We start from the raw sequence: 19761 nt of genomic DNA on the forward strand, positions 1-19761 counted from the left end.
CCGGCCTCTGACCTGCGCGTCAATCGGTCATTGATTCGACTCTGATGAGCTGTCACCACCCTGGAGAACCAAGGCCGGGGCGCAGCCGCCGAAGCAGCGCCACCGGACCGGCCCAGTCTCAGCGAGTCATGAAGAGAGCCCGATGCCCAGCCACCTGCTGCCCGTCGAGTACCCGACGATCCCTGCCCAGCCGGGCGGTGAGCACGACGTACAGCCCGCCCAGGCCGCCGTGGAGCTGATGCCCTTCGCCGGTCTGCGTCTGGTGCACGCCGCACTCCGCCGAGACCTGGCCCGGCTGCCCAACGCGCTGCGGCTGCTCCAGCCCGGCGACACCGCCGCCGCCGAGGCGCTGCAGCGGCACTGGGACTTCCTCACCGCCATGCTCACCTGCCACCACGAGCAGCAGGACAGCCGGCTCTGGCCGCTGCTGCGCCGCTTCGCACCCGAGCTGCGCCTGCTGCTCAACTGGCTGGAGTCCGACCACCACAACCTGGACCACTCCTTCACCCGGGTCACCACCCTGGTCCGGATCGCCACCCGCGACCCCGCCAGCAGCTGGCCCGTCGCCTACGCGGTGGAGGAGCTGGCCGCCAGGCTGGAGACCCACCTGCGGATCGAGGAGCGCCAGCTGCTGCCCCGGATGTCCGGCGTCTTCCCGAGCGGTTCGCGGATCGGCACCCTCCCCGAACTGCTCGACCTGCTGCGGCTCGCGGACGGTCCCGGCAGCGCCGACGCCCTGGTCTGGCTGCTGGAGGGAGTGGACCCCCGCCAGGTCGACCGCCTGCTCGCCGACTGCGACGACATGACGGCCCGCCAGTGGCCGCACTGGCGCGACACCTACGCCCGGGTCAGCAACCAGCTCTGGGGGCCCGTCGCCACTCCCTGAGGGACGGGAGCCCGGGGCGAGGAGAGCCGAGTGCGGCGGGCCGCTCCGCCGACCCCCGGGAACTGCCGCCCTGATGTGCTCCCTCCGCCGAGGAGCCCCCGGGGAGCGGACCGCCTTGGTACCGTCCCCGGATGTTCTCGCTCCTCGAGCCACCGCTCCTCGCCCGCCTCAAGACCGCCGAACGGATCCTGATCGCCGGAGCCGGCGGCGGTTTCGACGTGTACGCCGGCCTCCCGATCGCCCTCGCGCTGCGCGCTGCGGGCAAGGAGGTCCATCTCGCCAACCTCTCCTTCAGCCACCTCTACGGTCTGCCCGCCGACGTCTGGTTGGCCCCCGAGCTCGCCGAGATCCGCCCGGACACCGCCGCCGCCGAACCGTACTTCCCGGAGCGGACCCTGGCCCGCTGGCTCAGCCTGCACGGTATGCCCGACACCGTCTGGGCCTTCGGTTCGGTCGGCGTTCAGCCGCTGCGGGCCGCCTACCGAGCCCTGGCCGAGCACCTCGGCATCGATGCGATCCTGCTGGTGGACGGCGGCACCGACATCCTGATGCGCGGGGACGAGGCGGGGCTGGGGACGCCGGAGGAGGACATGGCCAGCCTGGCCGCGGTGGCCGGGATGTCCGGGATACCGCTGCGGATGGTCGCCTGCCTGGGGTTCGGCATCGACTCCTACCACGGCGTCAACCACTCGCTGGTGCTGGAGAACCTGGCGGCCCTGGACCGGGCCGGCGGCTACCTGGGCGCCTTCTCGATCCCGCGCGACTCCCGGGAGGGCGCGCTGTACTTGGACGCGGTGGCCCATGCCCAGGCGGCCTTCCCCGAGTACCCGAGCATCGTCCACGGTTCGGTGGCGGCCGCGTTGCGCGGACAGTTCGGCGACGTTCGCTTCACCGAGCGAACCCGGTACAGCTCACTGTTCATCAACCCGCTGATGACCCTCTACTTCGGGGCCACGGTCGAGGCGCTCGCCGCCAACCACCTCTACCTGGACCGGCTCGAACAGACGTATCTGATGCGCCAGATCTCCTCGGCCATCGAGGAGTTCCGGGACGAACTGCCCGGCCAGCGCCCGCCTCGGATGTTCCCGCACTGATCGGCGGTCGCGCCGTGGGGCGCGAACAGATGGCCAAGCGCCCCGAGCGTGCGCCTCGTGCGCCGGGCGTGAAGGCAAACGGATGCAACCACATCCCCTGTTCAGCAGGTGTGTGGGACAGGCGAGTTGGGCACGCTACGCGCCGATCATGACCGAGTACGACGAGAGGCAAGACGGCCGTGAGCCAACCCTTCGAACTGCCCGAGTTCTACCTGGCATATCCGGCGAGGCTGAACCCTCACCTGGAGGAGGCCAGGGCCCACACCAAGCAGTGGGCCCGCGGGATGGGAATGCTGGAGGGTTCGGGCGTCTGGGACGAGCACGACCTCGACTCCCATGACTACGCGCTGCTCTGCGCCTACACCCACCCGGACTGCGACGGGCCCGAACTCTCGCTGGTGACCGACTGGTACGTGTGGGTCTTCTTCTTCGACGACCACTTCCTGAAGCTCTTCAAGCTCAACCAGGACCGCCCCGGCGGCAAGGCGTACCTGGACCGGCTGCCGGCCTTCATGCCGATGGACCTCTCCGCCGGGACGCCCGAGCCGACCAACCCGGTCGAGGCGGGGCTCGCCGACCTGTGGGCCAGGACGGTCCCCTCGATGTCGATGGACTGGCGGCGCCGCTTCGCCCTGAGTACCGAGCACCTGCTCAACGAGTCGCTCTGGGAGCTCTCCAACATCAACATCAATCGGATCCCCAACCCGGTGGAGTACATCGAGATGCGCCGCAAGGTCGGCGGCGCCCCCTGGTCGGCCGGGCTGGTGGAGCACGCGGTGGGCGCCGAGATCCCGGCCTCGGTCGCCGGGGCCCGGCCGCTGCGGGTGCTCAGGGACGCCTTCTCGGACGGCGTCCACCTGCGCAACGACCTGTTCTCGTACGAGCGGGAGACCCAGGAGGAGGGTGAGCTGAGCAACGGCGTGCTCGTGCTGGAGACCTTCTTCGGCTGCTCCACCCAGCAGGCCGCCGACGCGGTCAACGACCTGCTGACCTCGCGGATCCACCAGTTCGAGAACACCGCCCTCACCGAACTCCCGCCGCTCTTCACCGAGAAGGGGCTCACTCCCGACGAGTGCGCGGCCGTCCTCGCGTACGTCAAGGGACTGCAGGACTGGCAGTCGGGCGGCCACGAGTGGCACATGCGCTCCAGCCGGTACATGAACGGTGCCGGCGCCGGCAGCGCGCCGAGTTCGTTCTCCTTCCGGCCGCAGGGCCTCGGCACCTCGGCGGTGGACCCCAGGGCGCTCGCCGGGCTGATCGGCACGGGCCGGACGCGCAGCTTCACCCATCTCCCGCACCAGCGGGTCGGGCCCTCGCGGATCCCCGAGTTCACCATGCCGTTCACCACCTCGCTCAGCCCGCACCTGGCGGGTGCCCGCCTGGAGAACCTCGAATGGGTGCGCCGGGTCCGCCTGCTGGACGCCGACCCGGGCATCCCCGGCTCGGACATCTGGGACGAGCAGCGGCTGACCGACATCGACCTGCCGCTCTGCGCGGCCGGCATCGACCCGGACGCCACACCGGAGGAACTCGCGCTCTCCTCGGCCTGGCTGACCTGGGGCACCTACGCGGACGACTACTACCCGGCGGTCTACGGACGCACCCGGAACCCCGCCGGTGCCAAGCTCGCCAACGAACGGTTCTCGCTCTTCATGCCGATCGACGGCGAGAGCGTGCCCGAGCCCGTCACCGGCCTGGAACGCGGCCTGGCCGACCTCTGGCAGCGCACCGCCGCGCCGCTGGACACCGAGGCGCGCCGCGACTTCCGGGCCGCCGTCGAGGCCATGACGGAGAGCTGGCTATGGGAACTCGCCAACCAGCTGCAGCACCGCATCCCCGACCCGGTCGACTACCTGGAGATGCGCCGGACCACCTTCGGCTCCGAACTCACCAGCCTGCTCAGCCGGATCTCGCACGGTCGCCGCATCCCGGCGGAGATCTACCGCAGCGGCCCGGTGCGGTCCCTGGAGAGCGCCGCCATGGACTACGCCGCGCTGATGAACGACGTCTTCTCGTACCAGAAGGAGATCGAGTTCGAGGGCGAGGTCCACAACGGAGTGCTGGTGGTGCAGAACTTCTTCGACTGCGACTACCCGACCGCGCTGCGCATCGTCAACGACCTGATGACCTCCCGGATCACCCAGTTCCAGCACGTGGCCGAACACGAACTGCCCGTCCTGTACGACGACTTCGACCTCGACCAGCAGACCCGCCGGGCCGTCGACGACTACGTGCAGGACTTCCGGTACTGGCTGGCCGGGATCAAGATTTGGCACGAGGACTGCATCCGCTACCGGGAGCAGGACATCCTGCGGCACAGCGCTCGGTCCGGCCGGCACCTCGCAGCGGCCCGGCGGTTCGCCGGACCGACCGGCCTCGGAACCTCGGCCGCGCGGGTGCCGGCGGCCGCCGCAGTGCGGGTGCCTGCGGCTACCGCCGCGCGGCGTTGAGGATCTTCACCACGGTGTGGAAGAACCGCGAAGTGCCGTGACCGCGGTACGACCCGGGGAGCGCGGCGGCCGGGTTCCCGCCCAGCCGCCCGTTCCGCAGGCGCACCACCGTGAAGGCGGCGCCCGGTACGGCCCCGATGATCTCCCAGTCGCCCCTGGGGCCGCGGATCGGGAAAACCGACTCCGTGGGCAGCGGCTCGGACAGGAACACGACGCACAGCCGCAGCTGAGGCGTCACCTCGATCCCGGCGAACGGGTCGGCGGCGACCAGCTCCGCGACCTCGTCCACCGTGCGCAGCATGACCGGCACCCGGTAGCCGAGCGCGGCCGCCAGGTGCTCCTCGATCCGGGCGGTCAGTGCGGCGCGGTCGGTCTCCTCGGCGGTGAAGAAGACGTTCCCGCTCTGGATGTAGGAGCGGACGTCACCGAGACCCAGTTCGGTGAAGTGCCCGCGCAGCCGCTCCATGGTGATCGTCCGACCGCCGACGTTGACCGCCCGGAGGAAGGCGATGTAGCTCCGTGTCATCCGGTCAGTCTGGCACCGGGCACCGACAGGTGCGGCGGGCCGTTGTCAGCGCCCGGTGCAAGACTGGGCGCCATGACCACCTGGCAGGATTTCGAACGAGAGGCACCCGATCTGGCCCCGGCCGTCCGGGCCCGATTCGAGGCGCACCGGCACCATGTGCTGGCCACCCTGCGCAAGGACGGCGCGCCCCGGGTGAGCGGTACGGAGGTCCAGTTCATCGGCGCCGACCTGACCATCGGCTCGATGCTGGGCGCGGTCAAGGCCCTGGACCTGCGGCGTGACGGCCGCTTCTCGCTGCACAGCCACCCCGGCGACGAGACCATGGCGGACGGCGACGCCAAGATCTCCGGCATCGCGGTGGAGATCCTCGACGAGATCGAGCTCTCCGCCTACGTCTCCGACCTTCCGGCGCCTGTGCCCGGCCCGTTCCACGCCTTCCGCCTGGAGCTCACCGAGGCCGTCCTGACCACGGTCGAGGACGACCACCTGGTGATCCGCTCCTGGCACCAGGGCGAGGGGGAGCGCACGATCGACCGCCGGCCCTGACCACGCCCCTGGGCGCGGGTGCACTCCGTCAGGGCCCGACGGCTCCGAGACGCGCCCGCTAGCCCGGGATGACCGACCGCAGCGCCTCCGGCGTCCGCGCCACCACCGCGTGCCCGTCGTCCGCCGTGATGATCGGCCGTTGGATCAGGATCGGGTTCGCGGCCAGCGCCTCGATCCACCGGGCCCGGTCGGCTTCCGTCCGGCCCCACTCCTTGAGCCCCAGCTCCTTGCCGACCGCCTCGTCCACCCGGGCGATGTCCCACGGCTCCAGCGCCAGCCGCTCCAGGACCCGCTCGATCTCGGCGGCGTCCGGCGGGTCCTCCAGGTAGCGGCGGACGGTGTACTCGGCCCCGGCGGCGTCCAGCTCGCTGATCGCCGTACGGCACTTCCCGCAGCGCGGGTTGATCCAGATTTCCACGCCGCAAGACTAGGCGATCGGCCCCCGTGCGGCTCGCCACCCGCCCGCGCCCGCCCCGAAAGGCCCACCACTCGGGAACTCATCACTCCCACCGTCCAGTTGACCCACCAGCAGCCCAGTCGAGAGGGACGTTTCATGGACGGCGCGGCGATCATGGAGCAGCTGATGTCACCGGCGGGCCGGGCCGACCCGTACCCGCTGTACGAGCTCGCCCGCGGGCTCGGGCCGGTCGTCCCCAGTGGCAGGGGACTGGCGATGGCCGTCGGGTACCGCGAGGTGCACCAGGCGCTCCGCAACCCGGACCTCGGGGTGGTGGACGCCGAACAGCGGGAGCGCTGGGAGGAGAGCTACGCCGAGCACCCGTCCCAGCTCCTGCTCAGCCGCTCGATCCTGGAGACCAACGCCCCGCACCACCACCGGATGCGCTCGCTGATCGCCTCGGTCTTCACGGCCCGCCGGACCGCCGCACTGGCGGAGCCCGTCACGACCGCAGTGCACCGACTGCTCGACGAGATGGCCGAGCAGGGCGCCGACGGCTCGCCGGTCGACTTCATGGACGCCTTCGCCTACCGGCTCCCGGTCGGCGTGATCTGCGAACTGCTCGGGGTGCCGGAGGCCGACCGAGCCCGGTTCCGCCCGCTCGCCGCCGACCTCGCGGCCGCGCTGGAACCGGTCGCCGACGAGTCGGAACTGGCCGCCGCCGACGAGGCGGCCGAGGAACTCACCCAGTACTTCGCCCGCCTCGCCGCCCGGCGCCGGGCCGACCCGCAGCAGGACCTGGTCAGCGCCCTGGTCGAGGTCGCCGCCGCGGACCCGTCCCGGCTCTGTGGCCACGAGCTGCTGGCCAACCTGGTCCTGCTGCTCGGCGCGGGCTTCGAGACCACCACCAACCTGCTCGGCAACGGTCTCGCCCGGCTCTTCGAGCACCCCGGGACCCTGGCCGCCGTCCGCGCGGGCACCGTCACACCGTCCGGACTCACCGACGAGGTGCTGCGCCACGACTCGCCCGTCCAGCTCACCGTCCGGGTCGCGACCACCGACGGCGTGCGGGTGGGCGACGAGGAGATCCCAAGGGACGGCGGCGTGTTCCTGCTGATCGGCGCCGCCAACCGCGACCCGCTCCGCTACCCGGACCCCGCCCGCTTCGACCCCACCCGCCGGGACAGCCAGCCGCTGAGCTTCGGCGGCGGCCCGCACTTCTGCCTCGGCGCCGGCCTGGCCCGGCTGGAGTCCGCCATCGCCCTCCCCGCCCTGCTCGACCGCTTCCCCGCACTCGCCCCGGCCCCCGGCGCCACCCGCCGCGACCGCCTCGTCCTGCGGGGCTTCCAGACCCTTCCGGTGACGCTCCGGTAGAAGAGCCGGTCGGCGCAGCCGAGTTCGCGCACCCCCGCTCCCTAGTGGCGGTCCGCCACCAAGCATCGACGGACGGTAGTACCGTGAGGTGGGCCGCTGAGAAGGCAGATGAGAACTCGGCGGACGAGCGAGTGGCGGCCCGCATGGGTCGGCAAGCCCGCTTCACGGCGGACGACGGGCCGCTCCTGTGGCCGGGGTGAAGGCCGGAGACTTCCCTGCCCGCTGATGACCTGCGGGCTCTTGCGGCCCAGGCCCGCGCCGTGCGTCAGGGCTGCCCCCGACTCCGGCCCTCGGGGCGACCTCACCGACCGCCCGTAGTCACGCGCGCCTGCTTGCTCATCCCGCGATCCTGCCCGCCCGCACCGCCCACGGCGAACGGGTTTTCCGCGAGACTGTGCCCATGTCCGATCCCGCCCTCATCCCGCCGATCCAGCCGCTTCTCCAGCGCACCGTGCGCTGCCGCCGCTGCAACCGCCCGCTCCACGACTCGGAGTCCCGGATGCTCCGCCTCGGCCGCGAGTGCCGCGGCCCGGAGGAGTCGGTCCAGGTCGTCCCCGGCGAGCAGGACCCGCTGCCCGGCCTGTGAACCCGCCGGCCGCTGCGCGCGGTTGGGGAACGGCGACCCAGGTCGGCGATCGACCCCAGTGCCCACGACCTATCCGGCGAACAGGAACCCCTCCCTGGTATGGAACCTCCCGCCCTCGCTAGCGCCCGAGGCCCATGCTCTCTCAGGTGATCCCCTGGACAGCAGAGGCCCAGGCACATCTCGCGTCCGCTTGACAGCGGTCCCGAGTCCGTTGCGGGATCAAGGTCCGTCAGCACCTACGACAGGGCGGGTTCGACCCGAGTAGGCCAGGGAGCCTGACCCGGAGGTCGTAGTACTGACCGGGCATGGCTCTGACCTGTGACGGAAGAGCCCCAGGGGAGGGCCGGTGCACGACTGGTGCACATTCCGGAGCCCTGTGATCGGGTCAGGTTCAGGTGTCGCCGATGCCGAACGCCGATCAGGCCCCGCTCGCCTCTTGGCTCAGCGGTAGCGCGGGAGATCGCCGGTGGCGAGGAGCCAGCGGCCGACTGAGACGGGCTGGCCGTAGTCGTAGGTGCGGGTCTTGCCGTAGCCCGTGCCGTCCGGCTCGGACATCACCTGTGCCGTGCCGCGGCCGGGATCAACGATGAGGTAGAGCGGGATGCCCATCGCCGAGTAGTCCGCGATCTTGTCGCGGTAGTCGTTCTCCGGATTGGACCTGGAGACGACCTCGACGACCAGCTCGACATCGCGGGGGTTGACGGCGTCTTGAGGTTGAGAGTCGATCAAGTCCATGGGAAGGACCATGAGGTCGGGCACTCGCATCCGGCCCAGTTCGGCGTCCTGCATGTCGGTGTCCGTGAACACGAGCGCGTCCGGGGCCTGTTGCTCCAGCTGTCGGCGCAGGTAGATGGCCGTCAGGCCATGCGGAGTAGTCGGCGACACCATCATGACCAAGCCCTGCGGGCCGATCTCCACTCGGGGCTTCATGGGCAGCTGGGACAGCTCGTCCGCGATCTCGCGCAGGCGGGCGAAGGTGGCGGCATCGATGCTCATGGTCCCAAGCTACGCCACTGCGTGGCTCCGCCAGAGCTGCGCGCACTCACCGAACAGCCAGCTCGGGCGGCCCCGGCGTGTGGCGGGTCGTGTGCTTGCGGCTTCCGTGATCCCGGCCTGCGATCAGCGGGCACCACCAGGCCCATTCTCAGGGGAACGGTCAGCCTTGAAACGAATCCGCGGCTTCGTCACCCGCCATAGGGCCCGCTGTGCCAGTGCGGACATCGCACGGGGTTAGGGCGCCAAGCTGAGGGGGCGAGTCCGCCCCGAGCTGCTGCTCACCGGCTCCGGCAAGCTCGACCGTCGGGCCGTCCACGCCACCGCCACGCTGCGCCCGGCAGTGGCCCGCGGGGCCGACCGGACCTGATCCGCGCTCAGATGCAGACCGTGACTTGGACCGCAGTGACGGGGGTGCCGCCGTCGGAGTGACCCCGGGCCAGGTGCTCGTTGCCGTGACCGGGCGGGCGAGCACCTGGTCCAGGACGTCGGCGAGGAGCCGCGCCGGATCCGGGACCGGCGCCGTGACCCGCATCGCGACGATCGCGTCCGGTCGCACGAGCAGGGCTCCGTCGTCGGACAGCCACGGTGCACAGACCCGGTGTGCCGGTAGGCCGACGTGCGCCGCGGCAGCGTGCCACGGGTCGCCCGCGGCGCCCACCAGCAGGGTCCACCGGGATGCGACCAGGTCGAGCGTGGAGACCCCGTCGACCCACGCGTGGGGCACCCGTGAACCCGGCGACCCGTCCAGCGCCACCGCCAGGTCGACCGTGGACAGGAGTTCCGGCTGTGGGTCGACGACGGCGGCCGAGTCGTACCGCTGGCCGAGGTGCACGACCGGCGCCGCCCACACCCCCGCCGCAGCCCTGGCGGCGTCGGCCTCGGGTCCACGCCCCCAGTGCAGCGCCGGGTCGGCGAGTCTGCGCATCGCCTGGTCCAGCGTCGCCGCGGCGACCGGCTCGCGCTCCTGCGCGTAGGTGTCGAGCATTCCGGCGCCCGCCTCGCCGTGGTGGACGGCGGCCAGTTTCCACGCGAGGTTGTGGGCGTCGGCGACGCCGGTGTTGAGGCCGAACGCACCCAGGGGTGCCACGGTGTGGGCGGCGTCGCCGACCAGGAACACGCGGCCGACGGCGAAGCGGTCGGCCAGGGCGCTCCGGGGCCGCCACGGCAGCACGCTGCGCACCTCGACGTCGAGGTCGGGATCGCCGACCGCCGCGCGGACGACCGCGACGCAGCGTTCGTCCGTGAAGTCCTCGGGGTGCTCGCCCCCGTCCACGTCGCAGGTGACGTGGAAGACCCAGGTGGTCGCTCCGTCCACGGTCACCAGCAGGCCGGGTGCCTCCGGCGCGGTGATCGTGCAGGTGCCGAAGGACATCCCCCGCAGGTGGGGTCGGAGGTCGGCGCGGAACAGGATGTTGATCTTCGACTTGCCCAGGTCGCCCGCCCCGGAGGTGCCCACGCCGAGCGCGGTCCGCACGGGGCTGTGCGTGCCGTCCGCGGCCACCACGCGCGCGGAGCGCAGCGAGTAGCGACCATCGGGCCCCTCCAGTTCGACGTCGACCCCGTCGGCGTCCTGCGCGATGCCGATCAGGCGGGTCGACCAGCGCACATCCGCTCCGCGGCGCGCCAGGTCGGCCGCCACCACGGCGTCAAGGCGGTCCTGTGCGCAGACGCCACGCAGCCTGAACGGCGTCGTGTCCAGCTCGGTGGCGGACGGGATCGGCATGGGCACGGTCACGACGTCGCCCGCGCCCATCTCGACGACGGTCCGCGCCACCGCCTTGGCCGTGGCACCCCGTAGGTCGACAGCGACAGCGTCGACGGCGGTGTCCAGCCCGAGTTCACGCAGGATCTCGACCGTCCGGGGCCCGATGCCGGTGGCGCGCGGGTGGACGGACGGCCCCGAGCGGCGTTCGACGAGCACCGCGGGGACGCCGTGGTGGGCGAGCAACGCCGCAGTGAGCAGCCCGACGCTGCCGCCCCCGACCACGAGGACCGGTACTTCCAGATACGCCGTTTCCGTCATGGCTACACCGTAGCCAGAAGCTAGAATGCCGGTCAACGAGGAAGGGAAGCACCCGATGACCGAACCCGCTCCCTGGTCGGTGTGGACCAGGCCTCGCCCCGAACCGGCCCGACGCGCCCCGGGAGTGGACCAGTACGTGGCCGCCGCGCTGGCCGTTGCCGACGCGGAGGGCCTGGCCGCGGTCTCGATGCGCCGGGTCGCGAGCGACCTCGGCTCCGGGACGGCCACCCTCTACCGCTACATCACCAACCGCGACGAGTTGGTGGACCTGATGGTCGACGCGGCCCAGGGCGAGGACCCGCTCCCCGAGCCCACCCCGGACTGGCGCACCGACCTGGCCGCGGTCGCGCACACCCAGCGCGCGACCCTGCTGCGCCACCCGTGGCTGGCGGCCGAACTGGCGGGCAGGCCCTCGCTCGGCCCCAACACGTTGCGGCGGGCCGAATCCGCCCTGCGCGCCGCCGTCGCGCTCACGCCCGACATCACGCTGGCGTCGCAGGCGCTCAGCGCCGTGCACGCGTACGTGCTGGGCTCGGTGGCCACCCAGCAGGCCGCTCGGCGCGCCGAGCAACGCACCGGCCTGAGTGAGGAGCAGTGGCAGCGCAGCCTCGGGCCCTACATCAGCGCCGTCCTCGCGGCGGGCGAGCACCCGATGCTCGCCCGCCGCGTCCACGAGGCCGAAGAACCCGACCCCGACGCGGAGTTCGCGTTCGGCCTGGAGTGCGTACTCGACGGCCTCGCGGCCCGAGTGGGCCGCTGACCAGTTTCGAGAGCACCCGGACCCGATTATGGGGATCTGAGGCGATCCGAACGTGTCTGGGCTCCTGGTTCTTCCCACGGCTCGACGGCGCCCCCAGAAATCGAAGGCCGCTACCCCAGGGGGGATGGCGGCCTTCGATTTCGACGCATTTTGCCAAATCAACGCGTTGCTGTCGGGAATCTGCCTTCGGCGAGGCCAATGCGCGCCAGCATGACTACCCAGTGTGACCGATGGCTGGTGCGCGCCGCAGGGGGGCGGCCCGCCGGGAAGCGGGGTGCGGCAGACCGGCCGCGAGTTCGATCCGCGTGCACACCCGGTGCACATCGCGGCGGCGTCGCGAGTCTGACGCGTGCAACCCGAATCCGTTTTCGCAGGTCAGCGACTTGCTGACCTGCGAAAACGCGGAGGTGTTGATTTGCGTTTCCGCAGGTCAGAGTCCGCTTTACAGGTCGTAGTACAGCTCGAACTCGTGCGGGTGCGGACGCAGCGCGATCGGGGCGATCTCGTTGGTGCGCTTGAAGTCGATCCAGGTCTCGATCAGGTCGGGGGTGAAGACGTTGCCCGCGAGCAGGTACTCGTGGTCGTTCTCCAGGGCTTCGAGGACGGCGGCGAGCGAGGCGGGGACCTGGGGGACCGAGGCGTGCTCCTCGGGGGCGAGCTCGTAGAGGTCCTTGTCGACCGGCTCCAGCGGCTCGATCTTGTTCTTGATGCCGTCCAGGCCGGCCATCAGCATGGCGGAGAAGGCGAGGTAGGGGTTGGAGGAGGGGTCGGGAGCGCGGAACTCGATGCGCTTGGCCTTGGCGTTGGAGCCGGTGATCGGGATGCGGATCGCGGCCGAGCGGTTGCGCTGCGAGTACACCAGGTTGACCGGTGCCTCGAAGCCGGGCACCAGGCGGTGGTAGGAGTTCACCGTGGGGTTGGTGAAGGCCAGCAGCGAGGGCGCGTGCTTCAGTAGACCGCCGATGTAGTAGCGGGCGGTGTCGGAGAGGCCGGCGTAGCCCTGCTCGTCGTAGAAGAGCGGGGAGTTGTCCAGCCAGAGCGATTGGTGGACGTGCATGCCGGAGCCGTTGTCCCCGAAGATCGGCTTGGGCATGAAGGTGGCGGTCTTGCCGTTCCGCCACGCGACGTTCTTGACGATGTACTTGAACAGCATCAGGTCGTCGGCGGCGTGCAGCAGGGTGTTGAACTTGTAGTTGATCTCGGCTTGGCCGGCGGTGCCCACCTCGTGGTGCTGGCGCTCCACCTGGATACCGGACGCGGCCAGCTCCAGCGAGATCTCCGCGCGCAGGTCGGCGAAGTGGTCGACCGGCGGGATGGGGAAGTAACCGCCCTTGTAGCGGACCTTGTAACCGCGGACGTCGCCCTCGACCGAGCCGGTGTTCCAGGCGCCCGCCTCGGAGTCGATGTGGTAGAACGACTCGTTCGCGCTGGTCTCGAACCGCACCGAGTCGAAGACGTAGAACTCCGCCTCCGGCCCGAAGAAGGCGGTGTCCGCGATGCCGGAGGAGGCGAGGTACGCCTCTGCCTTCTTGGCGACGTTGCGCGGGTCGCGGCTGTAGGCCTCACCCGTGATCGGGTCCTGGATGAAGAAGTTGATGTTGAGGTGCTTGTCGGTGCGGAACGGGTCCAGACGGGCCGTGCTGAGGTCCGGCGCCAGCGCCATGTCCGACTCGTGGATGGCCTGGAAGCCGCGGATCGACGAGCCGTCGAACATCAGCGTCTCGTCCGGGTCGAAGGTGGAGGCGGGGACCGAGAAGTGCTGCATGACACCCGGCAGGTCGCAGAACCGGACGTCGATGAACTTGATGTCGTTGTCCGTGATGTACTGCTTCACTTCGGCGGCGTTGTTGAACATCCATCCTCCTCAGCGTGCGATTTGGTGGCTCACCATAGGGAGGGGTCGTTTCCGACTGGTGACCCCACCGTTTCCTGAATGTTAACCACCCGCGCGTCGCGGGCGGCAAAGTCGTACGGTTCCGGGCAAAACGCTTCTCCGCTCCAGGCCGTGTGCGGCGAGTGGTCTGGACCACTCAGTCGGATCGGCGGTATGCGATTCACCCACACGGGTTGCCAGCGGGGGAGGGGGCCGAAGATCGGCCGTACTGCCCGGATAGTGTGGATTCGTGGACACCAGAGAAGCGTTGGGATCGTGGATCGACGGCCCGAAGGCCGCCGCTGAGAAGATGGGCGCCGACTTCGGGTACCGCGGTGAGCGGCTCGGCCGGCCCAAGGAGGGCCCCGGATCGATCGCGGGCCCGGGCCGCCGGATCGGCGCGCTGTTCGTCGACGGCTGGCTCTGCAGCCTGGTCGCCTACGGGCTGATCGCCCGCGGTGACCAGACGGTCGCCAATCTGTGGACCACCCCGCTGTTCTACCTCGTCAGCGTGCTGCTGCTGGCCACCGCGGGGACGACGGTCGGCAAGCGGCTGTTCGGCCTGCGGGTTGTCCGGCTCGACGGCAGCCGCGCGACCGTCCCCCAGGTCCTGCTGCGCACCCTGCTGCTCTGCCTGGTGGTGCCGGCGGTGGTCTGGGACCGCGACACCCGGGGACTGCACGACAAGGCGGTCGGCACGGTCGAGGTCCGGATCTGACCTTCCGGGGACGCCGTCTTTCGAGGCCGCCCCTCGAGGAGGCCGCCCTTCGGCGAAACCCCCTCGGGAAGTCGAACGGCCCCGCCGCGAGGAGTTCGCGGCGGGGCCGTGGTGTGTCCGGGGGAGCGGTGGTCAGCGGACCTGGCCGCCCTTGGGCATCCGGGCGCCCTTCGGCATCGGGCCCTTGGGGATCGGCGCCTTGGAGAGCAGGTCGCCCAGCGCGCGCAGGCGGTCGTTGGTCTCGGTGACCTGCGCCGGGGTGATCGCGTTCGGCATCCGCATCAGGTGGATCTGCAGCTTCTTGAGCGGGATCTCGCCGTCGCCGTCGCCGACCATGATGTCGTGCACCGGGATGTCGCCGACGACCTTGGCCATCTTCCGCTTCTCGGCGGCCAGCAGCGGGCGGACCCGGTTCGGGTTGCCCTCACCGATCAGCGCGATACCGGGCCGGCCCACCGCGCGGTAGACCGCGTCCTGGTTGCGGGTGACGGCGACCGGGGTCGGGTTGGTGCTCCAGCCCCGCCGGATGTTGTTCAGCACGGCCGCCACCGCGCCCGGCTGGCCCTCCATCTGCCCGAACGCCGCCCGCTCGGCGCGCCGACCGAAGACGATCGCCATCGCCAGGAAGGCCACGATGAAGCCGAGGATGCCCAGGTAGATGGGGTGGTCGATCGCAAAGCCGATGGCGAGGAACACGCCGAAGGTGATCAGGCCGACGCCTGCGATGATCAGGCCGATCTTGGTGTCGACCTTCTTGGTCATTTGGTACGCCAGGCGGATCTGCTTGAGTCGCCCAGGGTTCCCGGATGTTTCCGTCGCCATAACGCTCATGGTACGTGGCGGGGCCCGGGGATATCCAAGGGGCGCCCCCCACCCGCATCAGCGCATTCCGGCACGACCCGGGTATTCCGCAGCGCATGCGGGCATTCGGCGGCACACGACGGCATCCGCAGGCATTCAGCGGCGTCCGGGCCGACCGGCCCCACCCGCTCAGGCCCCTCGGCGGCGCTCCTCGGTGGAGTCGCTCAGCAGCGCCGCACCGCTCTCCCGGTCCGCCGCGTTCCGGCGGTTCTCACAGACGGCCGTCCAGGCGTTCAACCGGGCCTGCTGCCGTCCGCCCGCGAGCAGCACGCTCTCGGCGAGGCGCAGCGCGCCGCCGACCGAACGGACCTCGCGGACCCGGGCGAGCTTTCCGATGCGTACCTGCATGCCGAGCACTTCCCTCGTCGAGATACGGATTGGGCGGTACGGAGCTGGGCGGTCCCATCCTGACCCGCCGGTGTTACCGTCCGGTGAGCTGACTGTCACTGTCAGATGAAAGCAGAGTGCGGCCGCGGTGGCGTCGCGGACGCCGCGGCGGGGTGAGCGTGTCGCCCACCCCGCCGCAGTGTCCGGCGTGATCGGCGCGGGTCAGACGGCCGCCTGCTCGCGGCGCTCCAGCGCCTGGCGGTACAGCCGGCCGGCCCGGTACGAGGAGCGCACCAGCGGGCCCGACATGACACCGGCGAAGCCGAGCTCCTCGGCCTCCTCCTGCAGCTCCACGAACTCCTGCGGCTTCACCCAGCGCTCCACGGGGTGGTGGCGCAGCGACGGGCGCAGGTACTGGGTGATGGTGATCAGCTCGCAGCCGGCGTTCACCAGGTCCTCCAGCGCCTGGCTGACCTCCTCGCGGGTCTCGCCCATGCCCAGGATCAGGTTGGACTTGGTCACCAGACCGGCCGCACGGGCCTGGGTGATGACGTCCAGCGAGCGCTCGTAGCGGAAGGCGGGGCGGATCCGCTTGAAGATCCGCGGCACCGTCTCGACGTTGTGCGCCAGCACCTCGGGACGGGACGAGAAGACCTCGGCCAGCTGCTCGGGCACCGCGTTGAAGTCCGGGACCAGCAGCTCGACGCCGGTCCGGCCGCCCGCTCGGTCGGCCGTCATCGCGTGCACCTGGCGCACCGTCTCGGCGTACAGCCAGGCGCCGCCGTCCTCCAGGTCGTCACGGGCGACGCCGGTGATGGTGGCGTAGTTGAGGTCCATGGTCAGGATGGACTCGGCTACCCGGCGCGGTTCGTCCCGGTCGAACTCGGCGGGCTTGCCGGTGTCGATCTGGCAGAAGTCGCAGCGGCGGGTGCACTGGTCACCGCCGATGAGGAAGGTGGCCTCGCGGTCCTCCCAGCACTCGAAGATGTTCGGGCAGCCGGCCTCCTGGCAGACCGTGTGCAGACCCTCCTTCTTCACCAGCGAATGGAGGGCGTTGTACTCCGGGCCCATCTTCGCCCGGGTCTTGATCCACTCAGGCTTCCGCTCGATCGGGGTCTCGCTGTTGCGGACCTCCAGGCGAAGGAGCTTCCTGCCGTCGGGTGCGACAGCGGACACGTGCGACTCCTAGAACTAGACGGGGTACCACCAGGGTACGCCTGTGCTTGTGGGGCTTGTGTCGGGCCGGTGCCCCGCATTCGCAGGGCAACAGCACACGGGCCTGGCCCATTCCCAGTGTGGAGGCCGGGAACGGGCCAGGAGGAACGGCGGGGAAGGGCCGGAATCAGCGGACGAGCGCGGGCTCCGGCAGTTCCGCGAAGACCGCCCGCAGATGCTCCTCGACCACCGGCAGCGCGTCGCCGACCCCGAAGTCCCGACCCAGCTCCGAGGCGATCGAGGCCACTCCGGCGTCCCGGATCCCGCACGGCACGATCCGGTCGAACCAGGTCATGTCAGGGTTGCAGTTGAGCGCGAAGCCGTGCATCGTCACACCGCGCGCGACCCGCACCCCGATCGCCGCCAGCTTGCGGTCGTCGCCGCGCTGACCGGCGTTGGAGGGCGCGTACTCGGGCCCGGCCAGCCGGGGGTCGATACCCAGCGGCAGACCCATCCGCAGCGTCAGCTTGCCGATCTCCACCACCTTCGCGGGGTCCACCACCGCGTCCGCGATCGCCTCGCCCAGCACCCACACCCCGCTGCGGCCCTCGACCCGGGTGCTCTCGACACCGAAGTCGGCGCACGAGCGGATCAGCGCCTCCTCCAGCCGGCGCACGTACGCGACCACGTCGATCGGATCCGGCAGCTTGACGATGGGGTAGCCGATCAGCTGGCCCGGACCGTGCCAGGTGATCTCGCCCCCGCGGTTGACCTCGACCACCGGGGTACCGTCCAGCGGGCGGTCCGCCGGGTCGGTGCGCTTGCCTGCGGTGTACACCGGTTGATGCTCGAGCAGCAGCACGGTGTCCGGGATCTCGTCCGCCACCCGCAGCGCATGCAGGCGCTGCTGCTCGGCCCACGCTTCCTCGTACGGCACCAAGCCCTCGCCGGTGCCCATCCGCACGAACCGCACGTTCTCGCTCACCGCTGCTCCTTGCCAGGCGTTCGAGACCAACTCGGCAAGCGTACGCCTGACCGGGTGAAGCCCGGCTGCTCGGGGCGGACGGACCACTCTCCAGGGGCGGCGGGCCTTTGCTCAGCTCTCCGCGAGGAGCCGCAGGCGCAGTGCGAGCTGGAGCTCCAGCGCGCGTTCGGGCTGGTCCCAGTCGCGCCCGAGCAGCGCCCCGATCCGGTCCAGCCGCTGCACCACGGTGTTCACATGGACGTGCAGGTCGTCCTTGGCCCTGGTCAGGCTGCCGCCGCAGGCGAAGTAGGCGCGCAGGGTGCGGACCAGCTCGGTGCCGCGCCGGGCGTCGTACTCCAGCAGCGGCCCGAGCGTGCTCGCCACGAAACCCTCCACCCGGTGGCCGTCACCGAGCAGGACTCCGAGGAACCCCAGTTCGGCGGCGGCGGCGCCGTGGCCGGCCCGTCCGAGCACCCGCAGCGCGCGTACGCACCGCACCCCTTCCGAGTAGGAGGCGGCCAGCGCGACTGGACCGGTCGCGACCCGTCCGGCGCCGACCGTGACCGGGGAGCCCAGCAGCCCGGCCAGCCGTTCGGCGGCCTGGGCCGCCCGCTGCCCGGGAGAGTGCGATCCGTCGTCGGGGAGCAGCAGGGCCACCGCCTCGCCGTGCTCGGCGCTGATGCCCCTGGTCCCGAACAGGTGGCGGACGGCGGCCCGGGCCAGCCGGCTCCGGTCCTCGGGTGCGGCTTCGGCGACCAGTACCAGGTGCGGCCGGCCGAGGTCGACGCCAAGACGGCGGCCGCGAGCGGTGAGCCGGGCGGGGTCGCGGTCCGGAGCGGTGAGCAGATCGGTGAGGAGTTCGCCGCGGACCCGGTTCTCGGTCTCGGCGACCGAGCGGCGCAGCAGCAGGAGCAGCGCGGTGACCACGGCGGCGCGCTCGAACAGGCGGCGGTCCGCGTGGTCCAGGTCCGGCCGGCCCTGCAGCAGCAGGCTGCCGAGCGGCTCCTGTCCGGCCAGCACCGCGCAGACCCAGCTCTCCCCGTGCCGGACGGCGCGCCCGTCGGTGCGGGAGGCGGCGAGCGCCCGGGCCAGTCCCCTGCCGTCCCGGCCGCGGCCGGCCAGCCGGCCGCCCTCGGCGTCCCGTACGGTGACCTCGCCGCCGAGCAGGGCGGCGACCTCGGCGGCCACGTCGGGTACCTCGGCGCCGCGCAGCACCAGGTCGGTGAGCCGGTCGTGGGCCTGTTCGGCGCGCTGGACGGCGGCGGAGTGCGCCCGGATGACGGCGTTGGCGGCGTTCAGCTCGGCCAGCGCGGCCCGGGTGTCGGACAGCGACTTCGCGCTGTCCAGGGCGATGGCGGCGTGCGCGGCGAGCGAGCACAGCAGTGCGACCTCGTCGGGGGAGAAGGAGCGCGGGGTGCGGTCGGCGGCGAACAGCACCCCGATCACCCGGCCGCCGAGCAGCAGCGGCACCCCGATGATCGCCACCAGTCCCTCGTCAAGGACCCCGGCGTCGATCCGGTCGGTGTGGCGGAAGCGCTCGTCGGTGCGGTAGTCGTCGGTCGCGTAGGGGCGGGCGGTCTGCGCGACCAGTCCGCCCAGACCGTCCCCGAGGCTCAGACGCAGGGTCTGGAAGAGCTCCGAGACCGAACCGTCCGTGACCCGCATGTACGTGTCCCCGGCCACGGGGTCGGGGAGGGTGAGGTACGCGGTGTCGGTGCCGAGCAGCATCCTGGCCCGGCGGACGATCGCCTGCAGGACGGTGTCCAGGTCCCGCGAGGCGGAGAGGTCGCCGGCGGTGTCGAAGAGCGCGGTCAGCTCCGCCTCCCGGCGCCGGTGCTGACGAAGGGTCCGGTGCACGCTCACGGCCTGCCAGGCGGCCTCGTCGATCTCGGCCAGCACGGCGGCTGCGGCGCCCTGCCGCCGGGCCTCGGCCGGGACCTCGGCGAGCTCCTCCGCGGCGGCGCCGGACGCGAGCAGGGCGAGCAGCCTGCGCAGCGCCGGGGCGGAACTGGTGTGAGGGTCGTCCATGGTGCGCGCCATCGTGCCAGGTCCGGCCCGGACGGGGAACGCCCAGGGCTTTCCCGGCCTCGTGCCGGGGAGCACGAGAGCGCGCCCGGCCGACCGCGCGCCGCCGTCCGGCCGTTCGGGGCCCGCCCGGGCCGCTCTGCCAGGCCGGTCCGAATCGGCCTGCTGCCGGCCGAATCGGCGCGTGGCCGGTTCGCTTG

General features: G+C 71.4%; 18 protein-coding genes. 8 read left to right on the forward strand and 10 right to left on the reverse strand.

The window, feature by feature from the left end; all coding sequences use genetic code 11:
- The first annotated feature begins 142 nt into the window (after window positions 1-142).
- The 3 genes from ACWDAK_RS19205 to ACWDAK_RS19215 all read left to right on the forward strand — a co-directional run bounded on the left by ACWDAK_RS19205 (window position 143) and on the right by ACWDAK_RS19215 (window position 4430).
- Window positions 143-886, forward strand: coding sequence for a hemerythrin domain-containing protein (locus ACWDAK_RS19205; RefSeq protein WP_344634180.1), 744 nt, complete (start codon window positions 143-145; stop codon window positions 884-886).
- Between the two features lie 131 nt (window positions 887-1017).
- Window positions 1018-1980, forward strand: a complete 963-nt coding sequence (locus tag ACWDAK_RS19210) for a DUF1152 domain-containing protein (protein ID WP_427393672.1) — start codon at window positions 1018-1020, stop codon at window positions 1978-1980.
- A gap of 179 nt (window positions 1981-2159) precedes the next feature.
- Entirely contained in the window at window positions 2160-4430 is a 2271-nt protein-coding gene (locus ACWDAK_RS19215; RefSeq protein WP_427393673.1) for a terpene synthase family protein, read from the forward strand.
- Here ACWDAK_RS19215 and ACWDAK_RS19220 read toward each other — a convergent pair.
- Window positions 4411-4956 carry a DUF1697 domain-containing protein gene (locus ACWDAK_RS19220; RefSeq protein ID WP_344634177.1) on the reverse strand — a complete coding sequence of 182 codons (546 nt, stop codon included), beginning with the start codon at window positions 4954-4956 and terminating at the stop codon, window positions 4411-4413. The genes ACWDAK_RS19215 and ACWDAK_RS19220 overlap by 20 nt on opposite strands.
- A gap of 72 nt (window positions 4957-5028) precedes the next feature.
- On the opposite strand from ACWDAK_RS19220, the gene ACWDAK_RS19225 reads away from it, so the two are divergent.
- The gene (locus ACWDAK_RS19225) at window positions 5029-5502 is read left to right on the forward strand and encodes a pyridoxamine 5'-phosphate oxidase family protein (protein WP_344634176.1); all 474 of its coding nucleotides are present in this window, start codon (window positions 5029-5031) and stop codon (window positions 5500-5502) included.
- A 58-nt stretch (window positions 5503-5560) separates the two neighbouring features.
- Here the strand turns inward: ACWDAK_RS19225 and ACWDAK_RS19230 are convergent, their stop codons facing one another.
- Window positions 5561-5920: an ArsC/Spx/MgsR family protein gene (locus tag ACWDAK_RS19230; protein WP_344634175.1), complete on the reverse strand. Its 360-nt coding sequence runs from the start codon at window positions 5918-5920 to the stop codon at window positions 5561-5563.
- 135 nt (window positions 5921-6055) lie between these two features.
- Here ACWDAK_RS19230 and ACWDAK_RS19235 point away from each other — a divergent pair, with 135 nt between their 5' ends.
- Both ACWDAK_RS19235 and ACWDAK_RS19240 read left to right on the forward strand, forming a co-directional pair.
- Window positions 6056-7273 (forward strand): cytochrome P450, encoded by a 1218-nt coding sequence (locus ACWDAK_RS19235; RefSeq protein WP_427393674.1) that lies wholly within the window; start codon window positions 6056-6058, stop codon window positions 7271-7273.
- A 400-nt stretch (window positions 7274-7673) separates the two neighbouring features.
- Window positions 7674-7859: a DUF6011 domain-containing protein gene (locus ACWDAK_RS19240; RefSeq protein WP_344634173.1), complete on the forward strand. Its 186-nt coding sequence runs from the start codon at window positions 7674-7676 to the stop codon at window positions 7857-7859.
- A gap of 441 nt (window positions 7860-8300) precedes the next feature.
- On the opposite strand, the gene ACWDAK_RS19245 is transcribed toward ACWDAK_RS19240, so the two are convergent.
- Together ACWDAK_RS19245 and ACWDAK_RS19250 are read right to left on the reverse strand one after the other, a co-directional pair.
- Window positions 8301-8855, reverse strand: a complete 555-nt coding sequence (locus tag ACWDAK_RS19245) for a Uma2 family endonuclease (RefSeq protein ID WP_427393675.1) — start codon at window positions 8853-8855, stop codon at window positions 8301-8303.
- Between the two features lie 160 nt (window positions 8856-9015).
- Window positions 9016-10878 (reverse strand): FAD-dependent monooxygenase, encoded by a 1863-nt coding sequence (locus tag ACWDAK_RS19250; protein ID WP_427393676.1) that lies wholly within the window; start codon window positions 10876-10878, stop codon window positions 9016-9018.
- 55 nt (window positions 10879-10933) lie between these two features.
- Here ACWDAK_RS19250 and ACWDAK_RS19255 point away from each other — a divergent pair, with 55 nt between their 5' ends.
- Window positions 10934-11638: a TetR/AcrR family transcriptional regulator C-terminal domain-containing protein gene (locus ACWDAK_RS19255; protein ID WP_344634170.1), complete on the forward strand. Its 705-nt coding sequence runs from the start codon at window positions 10934-10936 to the stop codon at window positions 11636-11638.
- A gap of 442 nt (window positions 11639-12080) precedes the next feature.
- Here ACWDAK_RS19255 and glnA read toward each other — a convergent pair whose 3' ends face one another.
- Complete coding sequence (glnA, locus tag ACWDAK_RS19260) at window positions 12081-13493, reverse strand: type I glutamate--ammonia ligase (protein ID WP_344634169.1); 1413 nt, start codon at window positions 13491-13493, stop codon at window positions 12081-12083.
- Between the two features lie 268 nt (window positions 13494-13761).
- On the opposite strand from glnA, the gene ACWDAK_RS19265 reads away from it, so the two are divergent.
- Complete coding sequence (locus tag ACWDAK_RS19265) at window positions 13762-14229, forward strand: RDD family protein (protein WP_344634168.1); 468 nt, start codon at window positions 13762-13764, stop codon at window positions 14227-14229.
- Between the two features lie 132 nt (window positions 14230-14361).
- On the opposite strand, the gene ACWDAK_RS19270 is transcribed toward ACWDAK_RS19265, so the two are convergent.
- The 5 genes from ACWDAK_RS19270 to ACWDAK_RS19290 form a co-directional block, all read right to left on the reverse strand.
- Window positions 14362-15060, reverse strand: coding sequence for a DUF4191 domain-containing protein (locus ACWDAK_RS19270; protein WP_344634167.1), 699 nt, complete (start codon window positions 15058-15060; stop codon window positions 14362-14364).
- Window positions 15061-15219: 159 nt separating this feature from the next.
- Window positions 15220-15438 (reverse strand): hypothetical protein, encoded by a 219-nt coding sequence (locus ACWDAK_RS19275; RefSeq protein ID WP_344634166.1) that lies wholly within the window; start codon window positions 15436-15438, stop codon window positions 15220-15222.
- A 201-nt stretch (window positions 15439-15639) separates the two neighbouring features.
- Complete coding sequence (gene lipA, locus ACWDAK_RS19280; RefSeq protein WP_344634165.1) at window positions 15640-16593, reverse strand: lipoyl synthase; 954 nt, start codon at window positions 16591-16593, stop codon at window positions 15640-15642.
- A gap of 166 nt (window positions 16594-16759) precedes the next feature.
- Window positions 16760-17530, reverse strand: coding sequence for a lipoyl(octanoyl) transferase LipB (gene lipB / locus ACWDAK_RS19285; protein WP_425557510.1), 771 nt, complete (start codon window positions 17528-17530; stop codon window positions 16760-16762).
- A gap of 138 nt (window positions 17531-17668) precedes the next feature.
- Complete coding sequence (locus ACWDAK_RS19290) at window positions 17669-19564, reverse strand: helix-turn-helix domain-containing protein (protein ID WP_427393677.1); 1896 nt, start codon at window positions 19562-19564, stop codon at window positions 17669-17671.
- Window positions 19565-19761 lie beyond the last annotated feature (197 nt).

It is taken from the genome of Kitasatospora sp. NPDC001175, from assembly GCF_053598215.1.